The sequence below is a fragment of the Spongiactinospora sp. 9N601 genome (assembly GCF_044326295.1).
GTDB classification, from domain to species: Bacteria; Actinomycetota; Actinomycetes; order Streptosporangiales; family Streptosporangiaceae; genus Spongiactinospora; species Spongiactinospora gelatinilytica.
In genome coordinates this window covers 189,466-216,449 of record NZ_JBIRBB010000001.1, presented here as the reverse complement: position 1 = coordinate 216,449, position 26,984 = coordinate 189,466, and the positions used below count along the sequence as shown (strand labels likewise).

The 26,984-nt window shown below is 70.6% G+C and carries 19 protein-coding genes and 1 tRNA gene; 14 read left to right on the top strand and 6 right to left on the bottom strand.

The window, feature by feature from the left end:
• The first annotated feature begins 161 nt into the window (after positions 1-161).
• The 10 genes from ACH34R_RS00910 (at position 162) to pyk (ending at position 14,401) form a co-directional block, all read left to right on the top strand.
• Complete coding sequence (locus tag ACH34R_RS00910) at positions 162-680, top strand: MauE/DoxX family redox-associated membrane protein (protein ID WP_397559364.1); 519 nt, start codon at positions 162-164, stop codon at positions 678-680.
• Positions 680-1,435, top strand: coding sequence for a DsbA family protein (locus ACH34R_RS00905; RefSeq protein ID WP_397559363.1), 756 nt, complete (start codon positions 680-682; stop codon positions 1,433-1,435). The genes ACH34R_RS00910 and ACH34R_RS00905 overlap by 1 nt, the downstream gene beginning before the upstream one ends.
• Before the next feature lie 27 nt (positions 1,436-1,462).
• A complete protein-coding gene (gene lgt / locus ACH34R_RS00900; RefSeq protein ID WP_397559362.1) occupies positions 1,463-2,668 on the top strand; it encodes a prolipoprotein diacylglyceryl transferase in 1,206 nt (401 codons plus the stop codon).
• Between the two features lie 79 nt (positions 2,669-2,747).
• The gene (locus ACH34R_RS00895) at positions 2,748-3,602 is read left to right on the top strand and encodes a hypothetical protein (protein WP_397559361.1); all 855 of its coding nucleotides are present in this window, start codon (positions 2,748-2,750) and stop codon (positions 3,600-3,602) included.
• 5 nt (positions 3,603-3,607) lie between these two features.
• Entirely contained in the window at positions 3,608-4,249 is a 642-nt protein-coding gene (locus ACH34R_RS00890) for a hypothetical protein (protein WP_397559360.1), read from the top strand.
• Between the two features lie 208 nt (positions 4,250-4,457).
• Complete coding sequence (gene gltB, locus ACH34R_RS00885) at positions 4,458-8,966, top strand: glutamate synthase large subunit (protein WP_397559359.1); 4,509 nt, start codon at positions 4,458-4,460, stop codon at positions 8,964-8,966.
• A 13-nt stretch (positions 8,967-8,979) separates the two neighbouring features.
• Positions 8,980-10,464: a glutamate synthase subunit beta gene (locus tag ACH34R_RS00880; RefSeq protein ID WP_397559358.1), complete on the top strand. Its 1,485-nt coding sequence runs from the start codon at positions 8,980-8,982 to the stop codon at positions 10,462-10,464.
• A gap of 224 nt (positions 10,465-10,688) precedes the next feature.
• Entirely contained in the window at positions 10,689-12,395 is a 1,707-nt protein-coding gene (locus ACH34R_RS00875; protein WP_397559357.1) for a S8 family peptidase, read from the top strand.
• 92 nt (positions 12,396-12,487) lie between these two features.
• Entirely contained in the window at positions 12,488-12,898 is a 411-nt protein-coding gene (locus tag ACH34R_RS00870) for a DUF2784 domain-containing protein (protein ID WP_397559356.1), read from the top strand.
• A 72-nt stretch (positions 12,899-12,970) separates the two neighbouring features.
• A complete protein-coding gene (gene pyk, locus ACH34R_RS00865) occupies positions 12,971-14,401 on the top strand; it encodes a pyruvate kinase (RefSeq protein WP_397559355.1) in 1,431 nt (476 codons plus the stop codon).
• Positions 14,402-14,526: 125 nt separating this feature from the next.
• Here pyk and ACH34R_RS00860 read toward each other — a convergent pair.
• Positions 14,527-14,610, bottom strand: a tRNA-Leu gene (locus ACH34R_RS00860).
• 109 nt (positions 14,611-14,719) lie between these two features.
• Here ACH34R_RS00860 and ACH34R_RS00855 point away from each other — a divergent pair.
• The gene (locus tag ACH34R_RS00855) at positions 14,720-15,316 is read left to right on the top strand and encodes an ANTAR domain-containing response regulator (protein ID WP_397559354.1); all 597 of its coding nucleotides are present in this window, start codon (positions 14,720-14,722) and stop codon (positions 15,314-15,316) included.
• Between the two features lie 28 nt (positions 15,317-15,344).
• On the opposite strand, the gene ACH34R_RS00850 is transcribed toward ACH34R_RS00855, so the two are convergent.
• A complete protein-coding gene (locus ACH34R_RS00850; RefSeq protein WP_397559353.1) occupies positions 15,345-16,238 on the bottom strand; it encodes a hypothetical protein in 894 nt (297 codons plus the stop codon).
• A 416-nt stretch (positions 16,239-16,654) separates the two neighbouring features.
• Between ACH34R_RS00850 and ACH34R_RS00845 the strand changes: the two genes are divergently transcribed.
• Positions 16,655-17,944 carry an ABC transporter substrate-binding protein gene (locus ACH34R_RS00845; protein ID WP_397559352.1) on the top strand — a complete coding sequence of 430 codons (1,290 nt, stop codon included), beginning with the start codon at positions 16,655-16,657 and terminating at the stop codon, positions 17,942-17,944.
• 315 nt (positions 17,945-18,259) lie between these two features.
• Here the strand turns inward: ACH34R_RS00845 and ACH34R_RS00840 are convergent, their stop codons facing one another.
• The 4 genes from ACH34R_RS00840 to ACH34R_RS00825 are packed head-to-tail and all read right to left on the bottom strand — an operon-like array spanning position 18,260 to position 22,277.
• The gene (locus ACH34R_RS00840; RefSeq protein WP_397559351.1) at positions 18,260-19,081 is read right to left on the bottom strand and encodes an ABC transporter ATP-binding protein; all 822 of its coding nucleotides are present in this window, start codon (positions 19,079-19,081) and stop codon (positions 18,260-18,262) included.
• The gene (locus ACH34R_RS00835; protein ID WP_397559350.1) at positions 19,078-20,109 is read right to left on the bottom strand and encodes an ABC transporter ATP-binding protein; all 1,032 of its coding nucleotides are present in this window, start codon (positions 20,107-20,109) and stop codon (positions 19,078-19,080) included. The genes ACH34R_RS00840 and ACH34R_RS00835 overlap by 4 nt, the downstream gene beginning before the upstream one ends.
• The gene (locus ACH34R_RS00830) at positions 20,099-21,088 is read right to left on the bottom strand and encodes a branched-chain amino acid ABC transporter permease (protein WP_111167737.1); all 990 of its coding nucleotides are present in this window, start codon (positions 21,086-21,088) and stop codon (positions 20,099-20,101) included. Before ACH34R_RS00830 ends, ACH34R_RS00835 begins: the two co-directional genes overlap by 11 nt.
• A gap of 13 nt (positions 21,089-21,101) precedes the next feature.
• Positions 21,102-22,277 carry a branched-chain amino acid ABC transporter permease gene (locus ACH34R_RS00825; RefSeq protein WP_397559349.1) on the bottom strand — a complete coding sequence of 392 codons (1,176 nt, stop codon included), beginning with the start codon at positions 22,275-22,277 and terminating at the stop codon, positions 21,102-21,104.
• A 743-nt stretch (positions 22,278-23,020) separates the two neighbouring features.
• Between ACH34R_RS00825 and polA the strand changes: the two genes are divergently transcribed.
• Together polA and ACH34R_RS00815 are read left to right on the top strand one after the other, a co-directional pair.
• Complete coding sequence (polA, locus tag ACH34R_RS00820) at positions 23,021-25,690, top strand: DNA polymerase I (RefSeq protein ID WP_397559784.1); 2,670 nt, start codon at positions 23,021-23,023, stop codon at positions 25,688-25,690.
• 82 nt (positions 25,691-25,772) lie between these two features.
• Positions 25,773-26,900 (top strand): polysaccharide deacetylase family protein, encoded by a 1,128-nt coding sequence (locus tag ACH34R_RS00815; RefSeq protein WP_397559348.1) that lies wholly within the window; start codon positions 25,773-25,775, stop codon positions 26,898-26,900.
• Positions 26,901-26,984: the final 84 nt, after the last annotated feature.

Genomic DNA, 26,984 nt, shown 5'->3' with positions numbered 1-26,984 from the left:
CCCCACTCTTATGCGCCCCGTGATCTCATGACAACGGGTACTGTGCGCTTTCAGTCCGCCCGGTGCAAGGACCACCTCCCCTTTAGGAGACCATGGTGCTCGTGACATCAGAACCGTCCGCGTCGATCCGGTCGCGCACTGTCGCGCAGGCGCTACCCTGGGTGACGACCGTTGCTCGGCTGGTGGTCGCGGGCGTGCTGATCGTGGCCGGATGGCTCAAGATCGGCAACCCCGCGCTGTCGGTCCGGGCCGTCGAGGCGTACGAGCTGCTGCCGGGCGCCGTGGCGACCGTGGTGGGCTACGGCCTGCCTATCCTGGAGATAGTCGTAGGGGTGTTGCTGGTTGTCGGCCTGCTCACGAGGATCGCGGGAGCGATCTCCGCGCTGCTCATGCTGGCCTTCGTCATCGGCATCGCCTCCGCGTGGGCCCGCGGGCTGCGGATCGACTGCGGCTGCTTCGGCGGCGGCGGCGAGCTGGCGGCGGGAGTGGACCCCAACTACCTCTTGGAGATCGTCAGGGACTTCGGCATCGCGCTGCTGGCCGCCTGGATCACGATCCGCCCGCCCGGGCGCTTCGCGCTCGACTCCGCACTCGGGCTGGCGCCCGATCGCGAGCCGTACGACCGCCACGACGACGAGTGGGACGCCGAGGAGGCTCCCGATACTAAGGAGAACGGCTGATGGGTCGCAAGACCTCTGGTGACGCCGGAGCGCGCGAGCGCATCAAGGCCCAGCGTGAGGCCGACCGCAAGCGCGAACAGCGCAAGCGCGTCACCACCATCGTGGCCGCGGCGGCCGCCGCCGTGATCGCCGTGGGCGCGGGCATGTGGTACGCCGCGTCCAGCAGCCGGTCCGAGACCGCCACCACGGCGACCGCGCCGATCACCAAGCAGGCCGACGGCACGGTGGTGATGGCCAAGCCGGGCGTCGAAGGCCCGGTGCTCGACATCTACGAGGACTTCCAGTGTCCCGCCTGTCAGGCGCTGGAGGAGACCAGCGGCGCGACGGTGAAGAACCTCGCGGCCGAGGGCAAGGTCAAGGTCGTCTTCCACCCGATCACGATCTTCGGGACGGAGCCGACCAAGTCCAACTCGGTCCGGGCCGCCGCGGCGGCGCGGTGCGCCCCCGCCGGGCAGTGGCTGGCCTTCCACGACAAACTGTTCGAGGAGCAGCCCAGCGAGACCGTCAAGGGCTTCGAGCTGGCCGACCTCGTCAACTGGGGCAAGGACTCCGGCATCGAGGACCCGGCCTTCGAGAAGTGCGTGACCTCTCAGGAGCAGGCCAAGGCCCACCAAGACTACAGCAAGCAGGTGCTCGGCTCAGGCGTGATCAAGCGGGGCACCCCGACCGTGCTCCTGGCGGGCACCGAGCTCAACGACACGGCGTTCAAGCCCGCCGATCTTCGTCAAGCCGTTCTCAATGCCGCCGCCAAGTAGGCCCCCGACACGCTAATCTCACCTGACATGCCCCTCGCCTCGATTCCCAGCCCGTCCGAGGGCACCTGGTACCTCGGACCAATCCCGCTGCGGGCGTACGCGCTCTGCATCCTGCTCGGCATCATCGTCGCCGTCTGGATGGGCGAGCGCCGCTGGCGCGCCCGCGGCGGCGCCCCGGGCACCATCGTCGACCTCGCCGTGTGGGCCGTCCCCTTCGGCCTCGTCGGCGGGCGGCTCTACCACGTCATCACCGACTACCAGCTCTACTTCCCCGACCGGCCGATCGAGGCGCTCTACATCTGGAACGGCGGCCTGGGGATCTGGGGGGCCATCGCGCTCGGCGGGGTGGGGGTCTGGATCGCGTGCCGCCGCCGCGGCATCGCGCTCAGCGCGATCGCCGACACCCTCGCCCCGTGCATCGCCGTGGGCCAGGCCATCGGCCGCTGGGGCAACTACTTCAACCAGGAGCTGTTCGGCAAGCCCACCGATCTGCCGTGGGGGCTGGAGATCGACCCGGGCCGCGACGGCACGGTCGTCGGCGCGGACACCTACCACCCGACCTTCCTGTACGAGTCGCTGTGGAACCTCGCGCTGGCGTTCGTGCTGATCTGGGCGGGCAGGCGCTTCACGCTGCGGCACGGCCGGCTGTTCGCGCTCTACGTCGCCGGATACACCTTCGGGCGCTTCTGGATCGAGGGGCTGCGGGTCGATGAGGCCCACCACATCCTCGGCCTGCGGCTCAACCAGTGGACCTCGATCGTGCTCTTCGTGGCGGCGCTCGCCTTCTTCTGGCTGGCCAGGAACAAGACCGGCGAGGAGTCCCTGGGCGAGCCGCCGGACGAGACCGGCGACCCGGCGCACCCGGGCGACCAGGCCGACGAGGCCGACGACGAACCCGCCGCCACCGCCGCGGCCGGCAAGGCCGGCGACGGCGATTCCGATGACCCGGCGCATCCGAGTGACCAGGCCGACGCCGAGGAGAGCGCCGCGGCCGGCAGGGTGGGCGACGGCGATTCCGATGACCCCGCGCATCCGAGTGACCAGGCCGACGCCGAGGAGAGCGCCGCGGCCGGCGCGACCCCTGCCTCCGGGCGCGATGGCTCGCCCGACCCGGCGCACGACACCGACCAGGCCGACGCCGAGGAGGCGCGGGCCGCCGCCCGGGTCAAGGCCGAGGCGGACGAGGACGACTCGGTACAGGTCGGCACGGAGCCGGAGGCCGGCGCCAGATGACCGTGCGCGGTACACGCGGCTCGGCCGGGACCCACCGGCCGCGCCGCACCGGCATCGGCGCCTCGCCGGTGCCCGGCGAGTGAGCAGGGCCCCCGCGCGCAGGCGCCGCCGTGCCGCGCCACCGCGCCGCACCCCGCCACCATCGCCGCGCCGTACTCCACCTCCGCCGCCCCTGGAGGAGAACGCGCTGGCCCGGTGGGGGCTGGACCACCGCCAGCAGCGCATTCTGACGATCATCGCGGTGACCGCGGGAGTGATCATCGCCGCGGTCGCGCTCACCTACGCGGTGACCTCCCTCGGCGGCGGGGTCGGCGCAGGGGAGGCCGAATCGGCCACCGGCCCGGTGCAGGCCAGGCCGGACACCTACCACGGGTGGGCCTCGACCTCGGTGTTCACCCCGATCGCCGCGCGGACCACCGACACCCAGGCCCTCACCGTCAAGGAGGTCTTCGGCCAGAAGACCCTCAAGGCCGGGAAGATCAGCCTGAAGCTGGTGGCGACCAAGCTGGACGGCGACTGCGCCACCGCCGTGTGGGGCGCCCCGCTCACCGAACGGCTCGCCGCGGCGGAGTGCAGCCAGGCGCTGCGCGGCCTGTACGCGAGCGCCGACAACCGCTACGTCGCCCAGTACACGCTGTTCAACCTGCGTGACACCGAGGCCGCCAACACCCTGGTCCAAGACCTTGAGACCCTGCACCGGGGCGGCTGGGCCGCCGCGCTGCCCGCCGAGCGGGCCGCGATGCCGCGCGACGGGCACACCGAGGCCAGCGGGCACGCGATGGGCCACTACGCCGGGCTGGTGTGGATCGGCCGTGGCGACGGGGCCGAGCCTGCCGAGTCCGACGACTTCGTCACGCTCTCGCTGGCCGTGCGCGGCGTGGAGAAGTCGGTGTACCGCAGGATCGTGGCCGCCTCGGGCACGCCGACGCAGTAGGAGCCATGTCCCGCCGTACCATCGTGATCGCCGTGTCCGCCGTCTGCCTGCTCGCCGTCGCCGCGGGCCTGCTGGCCTGGTTCCTGGTCGATGACCCGCCGGGGGCCGCCGTGGTGCGCGGCGACCGCACCTCGGCGGTGTACGCGCCGATCGCCGCGCGGGCACAGGACCCGGCCCCGCTGACCGTGGCGGAGGTGTTCGCGGCGGGGCAGGTGCGCTCGGGCAAGGTGGTGATGAACCGGGGGGAGACCGATTTGCCCGGCGAGTGCGCCGAGGCGGTGTGGGGCGACGCGGTGACCGCGGCGGTGACCGGCTGCACGCAGGCGCTGCGGACGGGGTACGACACGCCGGACGGCCGGGTGGCCGGGCAGTTCATGATCTTCAACCTGGCCGACGCGGCGGCGGCCGACCGCCTGGTGGACGCGCTGGCCGGCCGTGCCGGGGGGTTCGTACGGCTCGCGCCCGGTGTGCCGGGCGACTTCGACGCGGCGCGCAGCCGCGCCCACGCGCGGGCCCTCGGCCACTTCGTGGCGGTGAGCTGGGCCGCGCCGCTGACCGGCGGCCCGGACACTGACCTCACCCGCCACCTGCTGGCGCTGGACACCCTCGGCCGGGCGGCGACCGCCCGCGTGGTGCGGGCCACCTAGCCCCGACCGGCACACCCCTTTCTCCGGCCACCGCGGCGGCGACGATGCCGCCGATGGCACCTGCCGGACATCGCGCCGGATGTTCGTGATGCCGACCTGATGGGCACTATTCCGGCAGGGTACGGTAACCTCTACCCACAATCGCAGCAGGGCCAACGTCGTCCCTCGCCTGTAGCCACCAGCAGACGAAGACGACGGGAGGGATTCAATGCCTGCTGCCCGCCTCGGGTTCCCCGAGCCCCAGGGCCTGTACCACCCCGCCACCGAGCACGACTCCTGTGGTGTCGCCATGGTCGCCGACGTGGCAGGCCGGCGCAGCCACGACATCGTCGCCAAGGCGCTGACCGCGCTCTGCAATCTCGATCACCGTGGGGCCAAGGGGAGCGAACCGGACACCGGTGACGGCGCCGGCATACTCACCCAGATTCCCGACACCTTCCTGCGCGTGGTCACCGGCTTCCCGCTGCCCGCGGCCGGGGCCTACGCGGCCGGCATCGCGTTCCTCCCCTTCGACGAGGAGGCCAGGGCGATCGCCGTGCGGATGATCGAGGAGATCGCCGCCGAGGAAGGGCTCACCGTACTCGGCTGGCGCGACGTGCCGGTCGACGTGACCAACGCAGGCCCGTCGGCCCGCGCCGTCATGCCGTTCTTCCGGCAGCTCTTCGTCGCCTCGCCGGGCGGCGAGCGCGGGCTCGACCTGGACCGGCTGGTCTTCTGCCTGCGCAAGCGCGCCGAGCACGAGGTGGACGTCTACTTCCCCTCGCTGGGCTCGCGGACCATCGTCTACAAGGGCATGCTGACGACCCCGCAGCTCGAACCGTTCTTTCCCGACCTTTCCGACGAGCGCTTCGAGTCGGCCATCGCGCTGGTCCACTCGCGCTTTTCCACCAACACCTTTCCCTCCTGGCCTCTGGCGCACCCCTACCGGTACGTCGCGCACAACGGCGAGATCAACACCGTCAAGGGCAACCGCAACTGGATGCGGGCCCGCGAGGCGATGCTCGCCACCGGGCTGATCCCCGGCGACATGGCGCGGCTCTTCCCGATCTGCGACCCCGACGCCTCCGACACCGCCTCCTTCGACGAGTGCCTGGAACTGCTGCACCTGGGCGGGCGCAGCCTGCCGCACGCGGTGCTGATGATGATCCCCGAGGCGTGGGAGAACCACACCGAGATGGACCCCGCCCGGCGCGCGTTCTATGAGTTCCACTCCACGCTGATGGAGGCGTGGGACGGCCCGGCGTCGATCACCTTCTCCGACGGCACCCTGGTCGGCGCCGTCCTGGACCGCAACGGCCTGCGCCCCGGCCGGTTCTGGGTCACCGGGGACGGCCTGGTCGTGCTCGCCTCCGAAGCAGGCGTGCTGGACATCCCGGCCGAGGACGTGGTCCGCAAGGGCCGCCTCCAGCCGGGCCGGATGTTCCTGATCGACACCGCCCGCGGCAAGATCATCGAGGATGACGAGATCAAGGCCGAGCTGGCCGCCGCCCTGCCGTACGAGGAGTGGCTGCACGCCGGGCTGGTCCGGTTCGAGGAGCTGCCCGCCCGCGAGCGGCAGATCCCCACCCACGAGGCGCTGGTCAAGCGGCAGCAGACGTTCGGCTACACCGAGGAGGAGCTGCGGGTCATCCTGGCCCCGATGGCCAGGACCGGCGGCGAGCCGCTGGGGTCGATGGGCACCGACACCCCGGTGGCGGTGCTGAGCGAGCGGCCCAGGCTGCTGTTCGACTACTTCAGCCAGCTCTTCGCGCAGGTCACCAACCCGCCGCTGGACGCCATCCGCGAGGAACTGGTCACCTCGCTGCAGTCCACCATCGGGCCCGAGGGCAACCTGCTGGAGCCGGGGCCTGCCTCCTGCCGGCGGCTGGTACTGCCGTACCCGGTGATCGACAACGACGAGCTCGCGAAGATCATCCACATCAACGACGAGGGTGGGCTGCCCGGCTTCCAGCCGCACGTCGTCTCGGGCCTGTACGAGGTCGCGGGCGGCGGCGAGGCGCTGCTCGCGCGCCTTGAGGAGATCCGCGCCGAGGTGTCGCGGGCCATCGCCGGCGGCGCGCGGATCATCGTGCTGTCCGACCGCGGCTCCTCCGCCACCATGGCGCCGATCCCGGCGCTGATGCTCACTGGAGCGGTACATCACCACCTGATCAGGGAGAAGAGCCGCACCCGGGCCGGTCTGGTGATCGAGACCGCCGAGGCCAGGGAGTGCCACCACATGGCGCTGCTGATCGGCTACGGCGCCTCCGCGGTCAACCCCTACCTGGCCATCGAGACCGTCGAGGACATGATCGCCACCGGCGTGCTCGACCTCGACCCGCGCAAGGCCGTACGCAACCTGATCAAGGCGTACGGCAAGGGCGTGCTGAAGGTCATGTCCAAGATGGGGGTCTCCACCGTCGCCTCCTACACCGGCGCGCAGATCTTCGAGGCGCTCGGCCTGGGCCAGGACGTCATCGACGCCTGCTTCGCCGGGACCACCTCCCGCCTGGGCGGCGTCGGCTTCGACGTGCTCGCCCGCGAGATCGCCGAGCGGCACGGTCGCGCCTACCCCCGGGCGGAGAACGCCCACCGCCGCCTTGAGGTCGGCGGCGAGTACCAGTGGCGGCGCGAGGGCGAGCCGCACCTGTTCAACCCCGAGACCGTCTTCAAGCTCCAGCACGCCACCCGCACCCGCCGCTATGAGATCTTCAAGGAGTACACCGGCCTGGTGGACTCCCAGTCCGAGCGGCTGATGACCCTGCGCGGCATGTTCCGGCTGCGCGGGCGCACGCCGGTGCCGCTGTCGGAGGTCGAGCCGGTCGCCGAGATCGTCAAGCGGTTCTCCACCGGCGCGATGTCCTACGGGTCGATCTCCAGGGAGGCCCACGAGACGCTGGCCATCGCGATGAACCGGCTGGGCGGCAAGTCCAACACCGGCGAGGGCGGCGAGGAGCCCGAGCGGCTCTACGACGCCGAACGGCGCAGCGCGATCAAGCAGGTGGCCAGCGGCCGGTTCGGCGTGACCAGCGAGTACCTGGTGAACGCGACCGACCTGCAGATCAAGATGGCGCAGGGCGCCAAGCCCGGCGAGGGCGGCCAGCTTCCCGGCCACAAGGTCTACCCGTGGATCGCCCGCACCCGTCACTCCACGCCGGGCGTGGGCCTGATCTCGCCGCCGCCGCACCACGACATCTACTCCATCGAGGACCTCGCCCAGCTCATCCACGACCTGAAGAACGCCAACCCGGCCTCCCGCGTCCATGTGAAGCTGGTGGCCGAGGTCGGGGTGGGCACGGTCGCGGCGGGGGTGTCCAAGGCGCACGCCGACGTGGTGCTCATCTCCGGGCACGACGGCGGCACCGGCGCCTCGCCGCAGACCAGCATCAAGCACGCGGGCGCGCCGTGGGAGCTGGGCCTGGCCGAGACCCAGCAGACCCTGCTGCTCAACGGGCTGCGCGACCGGATCGTGGTGCAGGTGGACGGCCAGCTCAAGACCGGCCGCGACGTGGTGGTGGCGGCGCTGCTCGGCGCCGAGGAGTACGGTTTCGCCACCGCGCCGCTGGTGGTGTCGGGCTGCGTGATGATGCGCGTCTGCCACCTGGACACCTGCCCGGTCGGCGTGGCCACCCAGAACCCGGAGCTGCGCAAGCGGTTCTCCGGCAGGCCGGAGTTCGTGGTCAACTTCTTCGAGTTCATCGCCGAGGAGGTCCGCGAGCTGCTGGCCGAACTGGGGTTCCGGTCGCTGGACGAGGCCATCGGGCACAGCGAACTGCTGGACACCCGGGCGGCGGTGGACCACTGGAAGGCGTCCGGGCTGGACCTGTCGCCGATCCTGTACCGCCCGGAGGTGCCGGCGAGCGCGTCGCTGCGCCGTACCCAGGCCCAGGACCACGGCCTGGACCGGGCGCTGGACAACACGCTCATCCAGCTCGCCGAGGGCGCGCTGAACCTGGGCGAGCCGGTCACCCTGCAACTGCCGATCCGCAACGTCAACCGCACGGTCGGCACCATGCTCGGCCACGAGGTCACCAAGCGGTACGGCGGGTCCGGCCTGCCGGACGACACCATCGACGTGTCGTTCAGCGGCAGCGCGGGCAACTCCTTCGGGGCGTTCGTGCCCAGGGGGATCACGCTGCGCCTGACCGGCGACGCCAACGACTACCTGGGCAAGGGCCTGTCCGGCGGCCGGCTGGTCGTCCGGCCGCACCAGGACGCGCAGTTCGCCGCCGAGACCCAGGTCATCGCCGGGAACGTCGGCCTGTACGGAGCAACCTCGGGCGAGGTGTTCGTCCGCGGGATCGTCGGCGAGCGGTTCTGCGTCCGCAACTCCGGCGCCACCGCCGTGGTGGAGGGCGTCGGCGACCACGCTTGTGAGTACATGACCGGCGGCCGGGCCGTCATCCTCGGGCCCACCGGGCGCAACCTCGCGGCCGGGATGTCGGGCGGCATCGCCTACGTGCTCGACCTTGAGATCGCGCGGGTCAACCGCGAGATGGTCGAGATCGAGCCGCTGGAGGAGGCCGACACCGAGTTCCTGCGCCAGATCGTCGAGCGGCATCTGGCCGAGACCGGCTCCACGGTCGCCAAGGAACTGCTCGCCGGCTGGGAGGCGGCGGCGAGCCGGTTCGGCAAGATCATGCCCCGGGACTACAAGCGGGTGCTCGCCGCGCGGGCCGCCGCCGAGGCCGAGGGGCGCGACATCGACGAGGCGGTCATGGCCGCCGCGCACGGATAAGGGAGGTTCGACGATGGCCGACCCCAAGGGGTTTCTCACGCACCCGCGCGAGCTGCCGGCGCGCCGGCCCGTGGACGTGCGCATCCGCGACTGGCGGGAGGTCTACACCGACTTCCCGCGGCCCGCGCTGGCCAGGCAGGCCGCGCGGTGCATGGACTGCGGCATCCCGTTCTGCCACAACGGCTGCCCGCTGGGCAACCTGATCCCGGAGTGGAACGACCTCGTCTACCGCGACGACTGGCGCGACGCGATCGAACGGCTGCACGCCACCAACAACTTCCCGGAGTTCACCGGGAGGCTGTGCCCCGCCCCGTGCGAGGCGGCGTGCGTGCTGGGGATCAACTCCGACCCGGTCGCGATCAAGCGGGTCGAGGTGGAGATCATCGACCGGGCCTTCGCCGAGGGCTGGGTCACCCCGCAGCCGCCGCAGACCAGGACCGGCAAGCGTGTCGCGGTGGTCGGCTCCGGTCCGGCCGGGCTCGCCGCCGCCCAGCAGCTCACCCGCGCGGGCCACGACGTCCTGGTGTTCGAGCGGGCCGACCGGATCGGCGGGCTGCTGCGGTACGGCATCCCCGAGTTCAAGATGGAAAAGCGGCACATCGACCGGCGCATCGCGCAGATGCGGGCCGAGGGCACCGAGTTCCGCACGGGCGTCAACGTCGGCGTGGACATCACCGCCGCCGAGCTGCGCGAGCGGTTCGACGCGGTGGTCCTCGCGGGCGGCGCGACGGCCTGGCGCGACCTGCCGGTGCCCGGCCGCGAGCTGGACGGCATCCACCAGGCGATGGAGTACCTTCCGCTCGCCAACCGGGTGCAGGAGGGCGACTACGCGGTTCCGCCGATCTCGGCGGAGGGCAAGCACGTGGTGGTGATCGGCGGCGGCGACACCGGGGCGGACTGCATCGGCACGGCGCTGCGTCAGGGCGCGGCCTCGATCACCCAGCTTGAGATCATGCCCCGGCCGCCGGAGTCGCGGCCGGGCGGTCAGCCGTGGCCGACCTTCCCGACGCTGTTCAAGATGGAAAGCGCCCACGAGGAGCTGGCCGGGCACGGCGGCGACCGGGTGTACGCGGTGTCCACGACCGAGTTCGCCGGCGACGCCGAAGGGCGGGTCAGGGCGCTGCGCCTGGTGGAGGTGGAGGGCCCGGGCAGCGGGTTCAAGCCGATCCCCGGCACCGAGCGGGAGATCCCCGCCGAGCTGGTCACGCTGGCGATGGGCTTCGTCGGCCCGGAGCACGGCGGCCTGCTCGCCGACCTGGCCGGGCGGTCGGGGGAGGGCGGGTCGTTCTTCGACGCCCGGGGCAACGTGGCCCGTGACGTCTCCTACATGTCGGCGCTGGACGGCGTCTTCGTGGCGGGCGACATGGGCCGGGGGCAGTCGCTGATCGTCTGGGCCATCGCCGAGGGTCGCTCGGCCGCCGCGGCGGCCGACCGCTACCTCACCGGCCGCACGGCACTGCCCGTCGCGATCCCCCCGACGGCCCGTCCGCTGGTCTGACGGCTCCGACACACCGGCGATCACGCACGTCCGCCCCCTTCGCGGGGGCGGCGTGCATGATCTTTCTGATCACTTCTGGTTCGCGGGTACGGTGGGCCCCCGTCCGTTGCTGCCGTACAAATCGCGAAAAGTCAGTCAAAAGATGCCAGGAGGGTGAAGTGGCGGAGTCTAGGGTTAGATCCCTGGACAGAATGCTGGGGAGAGCCGGCACAGCGGGAGGGTAGATGAGACGGGGGAACGATCGCCTGGCCCGCGCCATGGCCGCGCTCACCGTGACATGCGCCATGACACTGGCCGTCACGGGCGCCGGGCCGGTGCCCGCGGTGGCCGCCGGCGCGCCGGAGGGGCTCCAGGCCCGCCTGGTCTTCTATGCCGAAGGCGGTCAGGCCGCGGCCGAACGGGCCGTGCGGGAGGCGGGGGGCACGCTCCGCCCGCGCGAGGGCGACCCCCGGCTCGGATACCTCGTCGCCGACGGCCCAGGGACGGCGTTCGTCCGCGCCCTGGGGCGCAGCGACGCCATCGTCGGCGTCTCCGCCAACCGGCGGATCGGGACGGCCACCCGGGCGGGCGGCACGCTCGCCGTACCCCGCGTCGACAAGGACCTCGCCGGCCACGCCGACCTCGGCGCCGCCCTCGCCGGCGGCCCGGAACCGCTCGCCGACCGGCAGTGGGACATGAAGATGATCGGCGCGACCGCCGCGCGCTCCTACGCCGCCGCTCCCGGCGACAAGCGGGTCCTGGTCGGGGTGATCGACACCGGAGTGGACGGCTCGCACCCCGACATCGCGCCCAACTTCGACCGCGGGCTCAGCCGCAACTTCGTCACCGACCAGCCCAAGGACCCCAAGGGCGAGACGCTGGACGGCCCCTGCGAGCACCCCGGCTGCAAGGACCCCGCGGACGTGGACGACGACGGCCACGGCACCCACGTCGCCGGCACGATCGCCTCGCCCGTCAATGGCCTCGGCGTCGCCGGCGTCGCGCCCAACGTGACCCTGGTCAACATACGCGCCGGGCAGGACTCCGGGCTGTTCTTCCTCAAGCCCAGCCTGGACGCCCTGACCTACGCCGCCGACGCCGGCATCGACGTGGTCAACATGAGCTACTACATCGATCCCTGGCTGTTCAACTGCACCGACAACCCCGCCGACTCCGAGGCCGAGCGGATGGAGCAGCGCGGCATCATCACCGGCATGCAGCGCGCCCTGGACTACGCCCGCGGCAAGGGCGTCACGCTGATCAGCGCCATCGGCAACGGCGCCACCGACCTCGGGCGCCCCGAGGTGGACACCACCAGCCCCGACCACCCCTCGGGGTCCGAGCGCACCCGGCGGATCGACAACTCCTGCCTGAACGTCCCGGCCGAGTCCAAGGGCGTCATCTCGGTCTCCGCGGTCGGCCCGGACAAGGTCAAGGCCGCCTACTCCGACTACGGCATCGAGCAGACCGACCTCACCGCGCCGGGGGGCGACGCCGGGGGCGGCGACGTCACCAAGACCATCCTGGCCGCCGCGCCCGAGCGGGCGCTGCGCGAGCGCGGCCTGATCGGCCCGGACGGCGCCTCCAAGAGCCCGTCCGTCGTACGCGACTGCCGCGGCGGCACCTGCGCCTACTACCAGTACCTCCAGGGCACCTCGATGGCCGCCCCGCACGCCACCGGCGTGGCCGCCATCCTGATCAGCCGGTTCGGCGAGAACGCGGACGGGTCCAAGGGGGCGGAGGGCGGCAAGGCGGCGGGCGGCGCGTTCGGCATGGCCCCCGGCAGGGTCCGTGAACTGCTCTACGAGACCGCCACCCCGATCGCCTGCCCGATGCCGCGCGGCCAGCGGTACATGAGCGGCACCCAGATGTGCGAGGGCGACCGCTCGCGCAACGGCTTCTACGGCCGCGGGCTCATCGACGCCGCCAAGGCCGCGACCATCCGGCCCTGAGTACCCGGCTTCAGGATCATGAGTGCGGTCGCGGGGGTGGTTGAGTAGGCGGGCGGATGCCGCTCGCCGGGCGCCGGTCTAACGTCGATGACATGGGATATCGGCTGGCCGGAGACGCCGCGATGGTCGTCCACTTCCTCTTCCTCGCCTACATGGCGGTCGGCGGGTTCCTGGCCTGGCGGCTGCCGCGGACCATCTGGGCGCACGCCGCGGTCGCGGCCTGGGGACTGATCTCGATCGCCACGGGGGTGGAGTGCCCCCTGACCGCCCTGGAGAACTGGGGCAGGACCAACGCCGGGCTCGCCGGGCTCGCCCCGAGCGGGTTCATCGACCACTACATCGAGGGGATCATCTACCCCGAGGAGTACACCACGGTGGTGCGCTGGATCGTCGCCGCCCTCATACTGATCTCCTGGATCGGCTACGGAACTCTGTCCAGACGGCGGGCCGCACGTCGCGGGCCGGTGGAACGGCCCAGCTCAGAGGGCCTGACGTCGGCATGACCTTCACCAGGTGCTCTCACCCGGTCAACGCGGATGTCATCACCAAGTGGTCTGTACCAATAAAGTAGTCGTGTGACTCGTCGCGCAAAGATCGTCTGTACCCTCGGCCCCGCAACCTCCTCCCCCGAGCGCATCCGCGAGCTCGTCGCCTCCGGGATGGACGTCGCGCGGTTCAACCTCAGCCACGGCACCCATGAGCTGCACAAGGAGATCTACGACAGGGTGCGGGAGGCCGCCGCCGACCTTGGCCGGGGCGTCGGCCTGCTGGCCGACCTGCAGGGTCCGAAGATCCGCGTAGGCACCTTCGAGGAAGGACCCGTCCGCCTCGGCTTCGGCGACGTGTTCGCGATCACCACCGAGAAGGTCCCCGGCGACCGCGAGCAGGTCTCCACCACCTACGCCGGGCTGCCCAACGACGTCAAGGCCGGTGACACCGTCCTGGTCGACGACGGCCGCGTGGTGCTGGAGGTGACCCGGGTCGACGGCCCGCGCGTCACCCTTCGCGTGGTCGTCGGCGGCATGATCTCCGACAACAAGGGCCTCAACCTGCCGGGCGTCAACGTCAGCGCGCCCGCCCTCACCGACAAGGACGAGGCCGACCTGCGCTGGGCGCTGCGCACCGGCTTCGACATGATCGCGCTGTCGTTCGTCAGGCGGCCGTCCGACGCCGATGTCGTCCGCAACATCATGGAGCAGGAGGCGGTCCGCCTCCCGCTGCTCGCCAAGATCGAAAAGCCGCAGGCGGTGGAGCGGCTCCCCGAGGTCGTCGAGGCGTTCGACGGCATTATGGTCGCCCGGGGCGACCTCGGTGTGGAGCTGCCGCTGGAAGACGTGCCGATCGTGCAGAAGCGGGCCATCGAGCTGTGCCGGGAGAAGGCCAGGCCGGTGATCGTGGCCACCCAGATGCTCGACTCGATGATGCACTCCCCGCGGCCCACCCGCGCCGAGGCGTCCGACGTCGCCAACGCGGTGATGGACGGCGCCGACGCGGTCATGCTCTCCGGCGAGACGTCCGTCGGCACCTACCCGATCGAGGCCGTCCAGACGATGGACCGCATCGCCTGCGCGGCCGAGCGCGCGGTCCTGCACGCCACCCACACGCTGGACCGCATGCCGGAGACCACCGGCGGCGCCATCGCGCGGGCCGCCGCAGAGGTCGGGGCCATCGTCGGGGCCAAGGTCCTGGTGGCCTTCACGATGTCCGGCGAGACCGCCCGCCGGCTGGCCCGCTACCGCTCGTCCATCCCGCTGGTGGCCTTCACCTCGGCCCCGCACGTGCGCGGCCAGCTCTCCCTGACCTGGGGCGTGGAGACCTTCCACGTGCCGTTCGTCCACCACACCGACGACATGGTCAGGCAGGTGGAGTCGTCGCTGCTCAGCCTGGGCCGCTGCGAGAAGGGCGACAAGGTCGTCATCGTCGCGGGCTCCCCGCCCGGCACCCACGGCTCCACCAACGCCCTGCGGGTCCACACCATCGGCTCGGCGGTCTCCCACCCCAGCTAGCCCGGCATCCGGGCGCGGACGGCGGGGCATGCCCGCCGTTCGCCCGCGCCGGGGAAGGCGTGCGCGAGCCGCGGGCGAAGGGCCGAAGGGTGGGAGAGGGCGCGAGCGCGCCCATCGACTGAAGGTGCCGGAAGTGGGACTCGAACCCACATGCCCTCGCGGACAAACGCTTTTGAGGCGTTCGCGTATGCCTATTCCGCCATTCCGGCTAACTATGAACTTGTCCCGGTTTGACAGGGAACTCTGACCGACCGAAGTCGATCGGCGAGCGTCCGTCAGCGTGGTACTAGCGTACCGGACGTCGGTACCCTTCTGGTCGTGAGTACGCAGCGGCGAGTAGTGATCGCGGAGGACGAGGCCCTGATCCGCCTCGATCTCAAGGAGATGCTGGAAGAGGACGGCTATGCCGTCGTCGGGGAGGCGGGAGATGGCGAGACCGCGGTCAAGTTCGCTCTGGAGCTGCGCCCGGATCTGGTGATCCTGGACGTGAAGATGCCCATCCTGGACGGGATCTCGGCCGCGGAGCGGATCGTCTCCGAGCGGGTGGCGCCCTGCCTGATCCTGACCGCCTTCTCCCAGCGCGACCTGGTGGAACGGGCGCGCGACGCCGGGGCGATGGCCTACCTGGTCAAGCCGTTCACCAAGTCCGACCTGGTGCCCGCGATCGAGATGGCGGTCAGCAGGCACGACGAGATCAAGGCGCTGGAGCGCGAGGTCGGCACGCTGTCGGACCGGCTGGAGACGCGCAAGCTGGTCGAGCGGGCCAAGGGGCTGTTGATGGCCAGGCACGGCTGGACCGAGCCGCAGGCGTTCCGGTGGATCCAGAAGGCGTCCATGGACCGCCGGCTGAGCATGCGGCAGGTCGCCCAGGTCGTGGTGGACGAGGCGGCGGCCGGGCCGGCGCCCGAGTCCTGAGGTCCGCCGCCCCGGCGCGGGGGACCGCTCAGCGGTTCTTGCAGGTCTCCCGCAGCAGCCGGTCCAGCGATCCCCGCAGTTCCGCCGTGACCTCGAACTCCAGATAGCGCCGTTCGAGGCCGGGCAGGCTCGCCCAGAACGGGAACGCGTAGGGCTTCTTGGCGTCGGCCATGGAGTGGGCCGAGCAGTTCGGGGCGGTGAAGCGCACCGGCACGGTCAGTTCCTCCCGGTCCGGGCCCAGTACGGCGAGCGGCTTTTCCCGCGCGCCGGCCGGTGACAGTCCGAAGATCACGCTGCCGCCGACATCGTGCAGCGTGACTGTGGTGCCGGGCGTCCTGCGCCGCATCACGACCTCGCCGGCCAGCGCGTCGCCCCGCCGGGTCCACATGGCGCCGAGCCGTACGTCCGCGGCAGCGCGCACGGCCTGGGCGCCGCACTCCAGGCCGACCAGGCGGGTCACCAGCGGGTCGGGGTGGGGGAGCGGCAGGCGGATCCGGCGGGTGCCGGCCGGCTCCCTGATCCAGGCGAGCACGTGGGCGGGGCCGGGCGCGGGCGGCGTGCGGCCGGCGCAGTGGACGGCGCCGTACGGGATGCGCAGGTCCACCCGGGGAGTGGTGCCGATCCGGGTGTTCACCGGCTCGGGCGGCAGCGTGGCCAGCGGCGGCGCGTGGAGCTGGACCCGCTCGATGTGGACGGGCGCGGGGCCGGAGTTGCCCACGGCGACGGAGAGGACGTGCTTGAGTTCGTCGATGCGCATCTGCCGCAGCGCGACGGTGAGCCCTGGCGGCGGCGCGGCCGGTGCGGGTTCGGGGGCCGCCGCAGGCCCGCCGCAGGCCGTCACCGCGCAGGTGAGCGCGAGCGCCGCGGCCTTGGCGCAGGGGCCGCGCCGGTGACGCGGGCGGGGTACAGCGGGGCCGATCACGATCGGCACCCTAGCCCGCCGCCCGGGATTACAAAACCCGACAACCGGCTATCAATCCCGTTATAGGGCATCAATACTCTGCTCAGGTGCGTCTTCCGACAGACGCTCACCTGGCCACGCCGCCCTCCGGAGCGCCGGACCATGTCAGGGTAGATCGCTTTTACTTCCGATATACGAGACAGGGTAACCGGCATGTGAGACGATGGCGGTGCGATGTAGCACGTTGTTACACGTCACGCCGGTAATGCCGATCCGACCGCCGGTAAGTTGAGGAGTGATTACGACTCCGCATCCAAGTGCCCTCAGTTCCGGCGGATCTATGGCTTGCGGGGTGTGCGGTTTTATACGTTTCCGTCATTCGATCGGGACGGGTCGGCGGCGCTGACATATCCCGGCCTGGATGAAGGAGATGCTTCATGATCCGCATTGCCCCCGTCGGGCGCGTGCTGGCCGTCGCTGCGGCCGCGAGTCTCGCCCTGACGGCCTGCGGCGGTGGCGGCAACAACGCTGCCGCGCCGACCGACTCTGCGTCCTCGGCGCCATCAACGTCCGCGGCGCAGTCCAAGGGTGACGGCACGCTCACCATCGGGACCCTGCTACCGCAGACCGGTGACCTGGCGTACCTCGGACCCCCGGAATTCGCCGGCGTGGACCTGGCCATCGAGGAGATCAACGCCGCGGGCGGCGTCCTCGGCAAGTCGGTGGCCAAGGTTCACACGGACTCCGGTGACGCGAAGACCGACATCGCCTCGCAGTCCGTCGACAAGATGATCCAGCAGAAGGCCGACGCCATCATCGGCGCGGCGTCGTCCGGTGTGTCGTTCACGGTGATCGACAAGATCGTGAACGCGGGCGTGATCCACTTCTCGCCCGCCAACACCTCGCCCGAGTTCACGACGTACAACGACAAGGGCCTGTACTTCCGTACGGCGCCCTCCGACGTCCTGCAGGGCCGGGTCCTCGGCGACCTGATCATCGCGGACGGCAGCGACGCCGTCGCGATCCTCAACCGCCAGGACTCCTACGGGACCGGCCTGGCCGACCAGGTGGAGAAGGCCGTCACGGGCGGCGGTGGCGAAGTCACCGACAAGATCGCCTACGACCCGGCCGCGGCCGACTTCTCCGCCGACGTCGCCAAGATCAAGGCCAAGAACCCCAAGGCGCTGGCGCTGATCTCGTTCGAGGAGAGCAAGAAGATCATCCCTGAACTGATCAAGCAGGGCATCGGCCCCGACAAGGTCAAGCTCTACTTCGTCGACGGCAACCTCCAGAACTACTCCGAGGACTTCCCGAAGGGCACCCTGAAGGGTGTCAAGGGCACCCAGCCCGGCGCGGAGGTCAAGGACGACCTGAAGAACAAGCTGCTGAAGATCAACCCGGACCTGAAGGACTTCAACTACGGTCCCGAGTCCTACGACGCCGCGATCCTGATCGCGCTGGCCGCCGAGGCCGCCAAGAGCGACGAGGGCGCCGCGATCGCGGCCAAGCTGCCCGAGGTCAGCAAGGGCGGCGAGAAGTGCGACAACTTCAAGGCGTGCGTCGACCTGATCAAGGCGGGCAAGGACGTCGACTTCAACGGCGTCAGCGGCCCGATCGAGTTCAGCGACGCCGGTGACCCGACCGAGGCCACCATCGGCGTCTACCAGTACGACGACAGCAACACGCACAAGAACGTCGACTACCGTACGGGCAAGGTCGAGGGCTGATCCAGCCCGGCGTTCCACACCCGGGGAGGCGGCGGCCATGAGCCCACTCAGGGCAGGCTGATCTCCCCATCATGAATCGCTGTACCGAAGGGCCCCGGCCACTCCCGGCCGGGGCCCTTCGTCATGGACCGCCCTGGACGCCTGAGGGGCCCGCTCGCGCCCGCCGTCGCCGGTACGGAAACGACTATCGGCCGCGCACCGGTGGCCGCTCCACGACGCGCTCAGCGCCGCGCAGGCGCATGTCTCGCCGCGGCTCGGATGCGAACGGCCCCGGTCCCCTTGTGAGGGGGACCGGGGCCGTCCGCCGGTGCGGGATCAGGCCCTGGCGAGCGTGCCGAGGTAGAGCTCGATCACCTTCGGGTCGTTGATCAGTTGCCTGCCGGTGGCGGTGTAGGCGTTGCGGCCCTGGTCGAGGACGTAACCGCGGTCGCAGATCTGCAGGCAGCGGCGGGCGTTCTGCTCCACCATGATCACCGTGACGCCCGCCCGGTTGATCTGCTGGGCGCGGATGAACACCTGGTCCTGCAGCTTGGGCGACAGGCCCGCGGAGGGCTCGTCGAGCAGCAGCACGGAGGGTTCGGTCATCAGGGCCCGGGCCATGGCGACCATCTGCCGCTCGCCGCCGGACAGTGATCCGGCGCGCTGCTTGCGGCGCTCCTTCAGCGCGGGGAACAGTTCGGCGACGAACTCGAAGCGCTCCTTGAACTTCCTGGGCGCCTGGAACGCGCCCATCTGGAGGTTCTCCTCGATGCTGAGGCTGGGGAAGACGTTGTTGGTCTGCGGGACGTATCCCACCCCGCGCGCCACGAGCGCGTGCGCCTTGAGCCGGGTGATGTTCTCACCCTTCAGGGTCACCGTGCCCCGGCGCACGTCCACCAGCCCGAACATCGACTTGAGCAGGGTGGACTTGCCCGCGCCGTTGGGGCCGATGATGCCGATCAGCTCGCCGTCGCCGACGTAGAGGTCGCACCCGTTGAGGATGTTCACGCCGGGCACGTATCCGGCGTACAGCTCGTCGCAGCGCAGCACCGCGTCCTTCGCCGCCGCGACGTGCGCGGAACGGTCGGTGACGGCGGCCGCGGACGTGTCACGGGCCTCCTGGGCCCGGGTGAGCGGCTGGCCGTTGGGCTCGGTCACCGGCCTGCTCCTTCCTGAGCGGTCGAGTCGGTCTCCGGGGAGTCCGGGCCGGGCTCCTTGGCGGCCTCGGCCTCCAGTTCGGCCTCGGCCTCGGCGAGCTGCCGCTCCTCCTCCTCTGCCGACAGGGGTGTGTCGTGGTGCGCGCCCAGGTAGGCGTCCACCACGCGGGTGTCCGACATGATCGTGCCGGGCGGGCCCTCGGCGATCACCTGGCCCTGGGCCATGACGACCACCCAGTCGCTGATGTCGCGGACCATGTCCATGTCGTGCTCGACGAACAGCACGGTCATGCCCTGCTCGCGCAGGTCCTTGACGTGGCCGAGCAGGGACTGGGTGAGCGCCGGGTTGACCCCGGCCATGGGCTCGTCGAGCATCACCAGCTCGGGGCCGACCATCAGCGCGCGGGCCATCTCCAGCAGCTTGCGCTGGCCGCCGGACAGGCTGCCGGCGAAGTCGCCGCGCTTGGCGTCCAGCTTGAACCGCGCGAGCAGTTCTTCGGCCCGCTGGGTGATCTCGTCCTCCTGGTCGCGCCACAGGCTCGGAATGAGCGCCCGCAGGAAGCTCTCGCCGATCTGCTTCTGGGCGCCCAGGCGCATGTTCTCCAGGACCGTCAGCTTGGACAGGGCCTTGGTGAGCTGGAAGGTGCGGACCATCCCGATCCGGGCGATCTTGTGCGCGGCCAGGCCGTTGATCCTGCGGCCGTTGAAGGTCCACTGCCCGGCGTCGGCGCTGTCGAAGCCGGTGAGCTGGTTGAAGAAGGTGGTCTTGCCCGCGCCGTTCGGGCCGATGAGCGCGGTGATGGAACCGCGCTGGATCTCGACGTGCTCGACGTCCACGGCCGTGAGGCCGCCGAAGCGGCGCACCACGTTGTCGACGACCAGGATGGGGTCGGGTTTGGCCACGCCCGGCTCGGTGGCGAGCCCGGCGAAGGCGGCGGTGGCGTGCGCCCCGCGGTTGCCGTCCGTGGGGGCCTGCGGGGTGTGCCCCGCGGCCTTTGGCGAGCGGTCTGCGGCTTCGTCAGCGTGCATCGAGTGCGATCTCCCTCTTGTCGCCGAAGATGCCCTGCGGCCGGAAGATGAGCAGGAGCATGAGCCCCAGGCCGACCAGCATGAACCTGATCGCGCCGACCTGGTTGGTGGTGATGAAGGTGATGACGCCCGCGCGGACGGCCTCCTCCAGCCCGGTCGTGATCAGGACGAGCAGGGCCCAGAAGATGGCCGCGCCCACCACGGGCCCGAGGATGCGGGCGGCGCCGCCGAGGATGAGGACCGTGTACGCGTAGAAGGTCAGTTCCGTGCTGAACAGGTCCGGCTGCACGGCGGCCCGGCTGAGCGCGAAGATGAAGCCCGCCAGCGAGCCGATCACGCCGCCGATCATCAGCGACTGCATCTTGTAGGAGAACACGTTCTTGCCGAGGCTGCGCACGGCGTCCTCGTCCTCGCGGATGGCCTTCAGCACACGGCCCCACGGGCTCTTCATGAGCAGGTAGATCAGGAAGCAGGAGATCGCGACCAGGACCCAGCCGACGGTGAGCACCCACATCGTGCGGTGGTCGAAGCCGATGATCGAGCCCAGTTCGTACTGCCCGGCGGGGTAGGGGTTGAGCGAGTAGAAGGAGTCGGAGAACCCCTGCAGGCCGTCGGTGCCGCCGAAGGTGTCCCGCAGGGCCACCGCGCGCACCACCAGGCGGACGATCTCGGCCGCGGCGATGGTGACGATGGCCAGGTAGTCGGCCCGCAGCCGTAGGGTGGGTATGCCCAGCAGCAGGGCCAGCACGATCGCCAGGGCCAGGCCGATGGCCACGCCCAGGAAGAACGGCAGGCCGAAGGTCGATACGGTGACGGCGATCGCGTAGGCGCCGACCGCGAGGAAGGCGGCCTGGCCGAAGTTCAGCAGGCCGGTGTAGCCGAAGTGCACGTTGAGGCCGATCGCGGCGAGCGCGTAGATCACGGTCTCGGTGCCGATGCCGGCCTCCGCGGCGCGGCTGATGATGAGAGTCCAGTCCATGTCCGCGGTCCCCCTAACCGATCCGCTCGCGGCGGCCGAGGATGCCCTGCGGCCGGATGAGTAGCACGATGATGAGGACCACCAGCGCGCCCACCGTCTTCATCTCGGGTGGGATCCACAACGTGGAGACCTGGATGAACACCCCCACGATCAGGGACCCGACCAGGGCGCCGAAGGCGGTGCCGAGGCCGCCGAGCGTGACGCCGGCGAACATCAGCAGCAGGACCTGCAGGCCCATCTGGTAGCCGAGGTTCTGGGTGGTGCCGAGCAGGATGCCGGCCAGCGCGGCGGTGGCGGTGCCCGCCGCCCACACGATCCGCACGACCCGGTCGACGTTGATGCCCGAGGACGCGGCGAGCGCCGGGTTGTCGGCCACCGCGCGGGTGGCCTTGCCGATGCGCGTGTACAGCAGCCCCAGGCCGATGAGGATCAGCACGGCGATCTCGATGGCCATCGCGACCAGGCTCTTGGGCGTGGCCGAGATCGGGCCGAGCTGCATGCCCTGCTGGGCGACGTACTGTTCGTAGGACCTGCCCTGGCCGCCGAAGAAGAACAGCAGCGTGTACCGCAGGAACATGGCCAGGCCGATCGAGACGATCATCATCGAGATGATCCCGGTCTTGCGCCTGCGCAGCACGCCCCAGAACCATCGGTCCTGGGCGTATCCGAACACCGCCGCGACCGCCACGGCCAGCGGGGCGGCGATCAGCAGGTGCAGCCCCATCGCGGTGTTGAACACGAACGCGGCGAACGCGCCGAGGGTGAGCAGTTCCCCGTGCGCGAAGTTGGTGAGCCCGGTCGTGCCGAAGATGAGCGACAGGCCGACCGCGCCGAGCGCGATGATCAGGCCGAGGCTCAGCCCCTCGAAGCCGAGTTGCGCCACGCGCGTCCAGTACTGGGCCGACTCGCTCGGCGGCTTGGCCGCCTCGGCGTCGCCCGGGCCGCCGCCTCCGCCCGCCGCGATGGCGAACAGTACGGTGCGCTGGTTGCCCTCATAGACCTGTACCGTGAGGGTCGCTCTGTCCTTGAACTTCAGCGCCACTCCCTGCGGGAGCGTCTTCTGGTCCAGGGTGACCTTGTAGGTGCCTGCCTTGGGAACGGGGATCGCCCATTCGCCCTTGGCATCGGTGGTGTCGTCGCCGACGGCGTCCCCGCCCTCGTCAACGACACTGATCTTCACACCGTTCACTGGCTGACTCTGGTGTTTGAGTGTCCCCTTCAGGCCCTCGCCCTCTGCCCACGCCGCAGCGGTGGAGGACGTGAGCAGGAAGATGAGTCCGCCAAGGAACGCCGTGAACGCGATCACGGCTCTGCGCAATGGTGCTCCCTAATGAGGTCGTGGTGGAGGTTGTGCCCCCATCCCGGCACGCCACATCGCAAGAATGAGGTGCAATGCTGTGGGCGGAGCTTAGCTCTGGGCCGCCCGGTAAGGGGCCGTTCGTCACCAATCGGTGACCAGGGTGTTTCTTCGGCGTGAGGAAAAATCGACCAGGTCAGAGCATATTTACTGAACATGTGAAGTCCGACAGTGCCGTCTTATGGTTTGGCTAATTACGCCAATTCGGCCAGTCCTCCGAGCGGGACACCTCTGGCCACCATCGTCACTACCGCCTCGAACGTTACGAACGTCGTGGATCACCACAAAAGCCTCTGACGTCTCCCTTTGCGCGAGGCCCGCCGGCTCGCTACCGTGGAGCCAGCGGAGCCCGGGGTGGCCGAGTAGACAACGTGCGGGGCGGGGAAGCCCACTCACGGCACCAAAGGCGCCCCGGGCTCATCACGCCCCTGCCGCGGGCCGGCCGTTCCGACCTGGGAGCGGACCGGTGTCAAAGAGGTCCCCACGGTGTGCCGAGCTCGGGTTTTCTGTCGTAGCAGACGACTAGGCTGCGTGGTGTGCCGAAGACAGAAGTGACCCCCGCGTCCCCACGCCTTATGCTGCTCGACGGGCATTCGCTGGCCTATCGGGCGTTCTACGCGCTCAAGGAGGCCAACCTCGTCACGACCGACGGCCAGCACACCGAGGCGGTCTACGGGTTCACCTCCATGCTGGTCAACGCGCTGCGCGATGAGCGGCCGACCCACATCGCGGTCTGCTTCGACCGCTCGGAGCCGACCTTCCGGCATGTCGAGTACGCCGAGTACAAGGCCAACCGCACCGAGACGCCGGAAGACTTCCGCGGCCAGGTCAGCCTGATCTTCGAGATGCTCGACACGCTGGGCGTGCCGCGCATGTCCCAGCCCGGCTTCGAGGCCGACGACCTGATCGCGACGCTCGCCACCCAGGCCGCGGGCCAGGAGATGGACGTGCTGATCGTCACCGGCGACCGCGACGCCCTCCAGCTCGTCAACGAGCGGATCACCGTTTTGATGACCCGCCGCGGCATCAGCGACATGACCCGGTTCACGCCCGACGCCGTCTACGAGAAGTACGAGCTGACCCCGGTCCAGTACCCCGACTTCGCCGCGATCCGCGGCGACACCAGCGACAACCTGAAGAACATCCCGGGGGTCGGCGAGAAGACCGCCGCCAAGTGGATCCGCGAGTACGGCTCGCTGCAGGAGCTGGTCGACCGCGTCGACGAGGTCAAGGGCAAGGTCGGCGAGAAGCTGCGCGACCACCTCGACCAGGTGCTGCTCAACCGGCGGCTCACCGAGCTGCGCCGCGACGTGCCGGTCGAGACCGACATCGCCGCCCTCACCATGGGCGCCTTCGACCGCGACGGCATCCACAAGCTCCTCGACTCCCTGCAGATCCGCGGCGAGCTGCGCGAGCGGCTGTTCAACACGCTCGGCCCCGCCTCGGCCACCGCCGAGGCGGAGGCGGGCTTCGAGGTCGAGCTGACCCTTCCCGGCCCCGACGAGCTGGCCGGCTGGCTCGCCGACATGCCGCGGGGCCGGGCCGGGCTGGAGTTCCGCGGCGCCTACGGCAGCGGCACCGGCCGCATCGACGCGCTGGCCATCGCCTCGCCCGACGGCGTCGCGGCCTACGTCGACCCGGCGGCGCTCACCGAGGGCGACGAGCGGGCGCTGCGCGAATGGCTGGCCGACGAGACCAGGCCCAAGGCCGTCCACGACGCCAAGGGCCCGATGCTCGCGCTGTGGGCGCAGGGCCTGGAGCTGCGCGGGCTGTCGTGCGACACCGCGCTGGCGGCCTACCTGGCGACCCCCGGCCAGCGTGACTTCAAGCTCGACGACCTGGCCGTGCGCTACCTGTCGCGGGAGCTGCGGGCCGAGTCCGGCCCCGGCGGGCAGGGCACGCTGTTCGACGCCGCGGGCGAGGACAACGACGACGCCGAGGCCCGTGACCTCGCGCTGCGCGCCCAGGCGGTGCGCGAGCTGGCCGACGGCCTGGAGGAATTCCTCTCCTCGCGCGGCGGCACCCATCTGATGGGTGATGTGGAGCTGCCGCTGGTCAGGGTCCTCGCCGAGATGGAGCGCGCGGGCATCGCCGCCGACCGGGAGCACTTCGCCGCCCAGGAGGCCCAGTTCGGGGCCGCGGTCAAGCAGGCGGTGGAGGAGGCGCACGGGGTGGTCGGCGAGCAGTTCAACCTGGGCTCGCCCAAGCAGCTCCAGGAGATCCTGTTCGGCAAGCTGGGCCTGCCCAAGACCAAGCGCACCAAGACCGGCTACAGCACCGACGCCGACCAGCTCGCCTGGCTGGCCACGCAGACCGAGCACGAGCTGCCGACGATCATGCTGCGGCACCGCGACCAGACCAAGCTCAGGGTCACGGTCGAGGGCCTGATCAAGGAGATCGGCGACGACGGCCGCATCCACACCACCTTCAACCAGATCATCGCGGCCACCGGCCGGCTCAGCTCGGAAAAGCCCAACCTCCAGAACATCCCGATCCGCACGAGCGAGGGCCGCCGCATCCGGCAGGGCTTCACCGTCGGCGAGGGCTTCGAGACCCTGCTGACCGCCGACTACAGCCAGATCGAGCTGCGGATCATGGCCCATCTGTCCGGTGACGAGTCGCTGATCGCCGCCTTCGAGTCCGGCCACGACTTCCACCAGGCCACCGCCGCGCGGGTGTTCGGGCTGCCGCCCGAGCAGGTCGGCGGCGAGCTGCGGGCCCGGATCAAGGCGATGAACTACGGCCTGGCCTACGGCCTGTCCGACTTCGGGCTGTCCGGGCAGCTCAACATCCCGGTCGCCGAGGCCAGGGCGCTGAAGGACGAATACTTCCAGGAGTTCGGCGGGGTGCGCGACTTCCTGCACGCGATCGTGGCCCAGGCCCGCAACGACGGCTACACCGAGACCATCATGGGCCGCCGCCGCTACCTGCCCGACCTGACCAGCGACAACCGGCAGCGGCGCGAGATGGCCGAGCGGATGGCGCTCAACGCCCCGATCCAGGGGTCGGCCGCCGACATCATCAAGGTCGCGATGCTCAACGTGCGCCGGGCGCTGGGGGAGGAGGGGCTGCGTTCGCGGATGCTGCTGCAGGTCCACGACGAGCTGGTCTTCGAGGTGGCCCCCGGCGAGACCGAGGCGGTGCGGCGGGTCGTCGTCGAGCAGATGAGCTCGGCCTACCTGCTGCGCGTCCCGCTGGACGTCTCGATCGGCGTAGGCCGTACATGGGAGGACGCCGGGCACTGAGGGGTTTGTCCGGTTTCGCGCGCATCTCGGGGATAGGTCCTAGTGTGGTGATCTGTCCGTCCCCGATCGGCTCTGGAGATGTGTGCGCAGTCCGGCCTTCGTCACGCGTGCGGTCGCCATCGCCAACGTCATCGTCGTCGCGGCTGCGCTGCTCGCCCTTCAGTCCATGTCCGGTCAAGATCCGCCGGTGAACCGCCCCGTGGCCAAGCCGCGGCCGAAGACCGGACCGGCCACGCCGGCCGTGCCCCCCACGGCCCTGCCGCCGCCGGTCCAGGCGCTCCCGTCGGTGGGCCCGCCCGCGCCGATCACCGCCACGCCGGAGTCGGCGCGCCGGGTCAAGGCCAACGAGCTGGGCCTGGTGCCGGTGCTCATGTACCACCGGATCATCGGCAAGCGGCACGCGTCCATCGACCGCACGCCGGCCGCCGTCCGCGCCGAGCTGGTGCGGCTGGCCAAGGAGGGCTACGTCCCGGTCACCGCCCGCGAGTTCGTGCGCGGCGAGATCAACATCCCGGCGGGCTCGCATCCGGTGGTGCTGACCTTCGACGACGGCCACGAGAGCCATTTCGCCCTGGACGAGCGGGGGATGCCGGCCAAGGACACCGCGGTCGCGATCATCTACGACGTCGCCAAGAAGTACCCGGACTTCCGGTCCGTGGCGACGTTCTGGATCAACAGCCGGCCGTTCGGGCTGGAGGACGTCAAGCAGCAGGAGAAGGCCGTGCGCTGGCTGATCGAGCGCGGCTTCGAGGTCGGCAACCACACCTGGGGGCACCCCGACCTCAGGGCCATCCCGCCGAAGCGGGCGCGAGAGCAGATCGCCAGGGGCGAGCGGCTGCTCCAACGGCTCGGGGTGACCGACTCGGAGACCTTCGCCCTGCCGTTCGGCTCGCGCCCGCGCGGCAAGACCTCCAAGTCCGGCAAGTGGGGCGGCACCAGGTACGACTACAAGGGCGTCTTCCTGGCCGGGGCGGAGCCCTCGCTGTCCCCGCACCACAAGAAGCTCGACCGGGGCAGCATCCAGCGGATCCAGAGCAACGGCAAAAAAGGCGAGTGCCGTCGCTGGTGCTCCAAGTACTGGCTCGACTGGCTGGCGAAACACCCTGACCAGCGGTACACCGCCGACGGCGATCCCGCCCGGATATCCATCCCGCGGAAACTTCAGGGTAATATCGCGGTCAAGGGGAGCCAGCAGGTCAACGCCTATTAGCCCGCGTGACGCGGGGGCATCCGGCCCCCGATGGGTCCGCTTCCCGGGATTGACCAGGCCGCTCACGTCTCATATGCTGATCGC

Bases quoted from the DNA above. Each gene is read 5' to 3' on its own strand.
- ACH34R_RS00905 (WP_397559363.1), top strand. From the start codon at position 680: ATGGGTCGCAAGACCTCTGGTGACGCCGGAGCGCGCGAGCGCATCAAG.
- ACH34R_RS00875 (WP_397559357.1), top strand. From the start codon at position 10,689: ATGAGACGGGGGAACGATCGCCTGGCCCGCGCCATGGCCGCGCTCACC.
- ACH34R_RS00830 (WP_111167737.1), bottom strand. From the start codon at position 21,088: ATGGACTGGACTCTCATCATCAGCCGCGCCGCGGAGGCCGGCATCGGC.
- polA (WP_397559784.1), top strand. From the start codon at position 23,021: ATGCTGCTCGACGGGCATTCGCTGGCCTATCGGGCGTTCTACGCGCTC.
- ACH34R_RS00870 (WP_397559356.1), top strand. From the start codon at position 12,488: ATGGGATATCGGCTGGCCGGAGACGCCGCGATGGTCGTCCACTTCCTC.
- ACH34R_RS00845 (WP_397559352.1), top strand. From the start codon at position 16,655: ATGATCCGCATTGCCCCCGTCGGGCGCGTGCTGGCCGTCGCTGCGGCC.
- ACH34R_RS00880 (WP_397559358.1), top strand. From the start codon at position 8,980: ATGGCCGACCCCAAGGGGTTTCTCACGCACCCGCGCGAGCTGCCGGCG.
- ACH34R_RS00890 (WP_397559360.1), top strand. From the start codon at position 3,608: ATGTCCCGCCGTACCATCGTGATCGCCGTGTCCGCCGTCTGCCTGCTC.
- ACH34R_RS00835 (WP_397559350.1), bottom strand. From the start codon at position 20,109: ATGCACGCTGACGAAGCCGCAGACCGCTCGCCAAAGGCCGCGGGGCAC.
- lgt (WP_397559362.1), top strand. From the start codon at position 1,463: ATGCCCCTCGCCTCGATTCCCAGCCCGTCCGAGGGCACCTGGTACCTC.
- gltB (WP_397559359.1), top strand. From the start codon at position 4,458: ATGCCTGCTGCCCGCCTCGGGTTCCCCGAGCCCCAGGGCCTGTACCAC.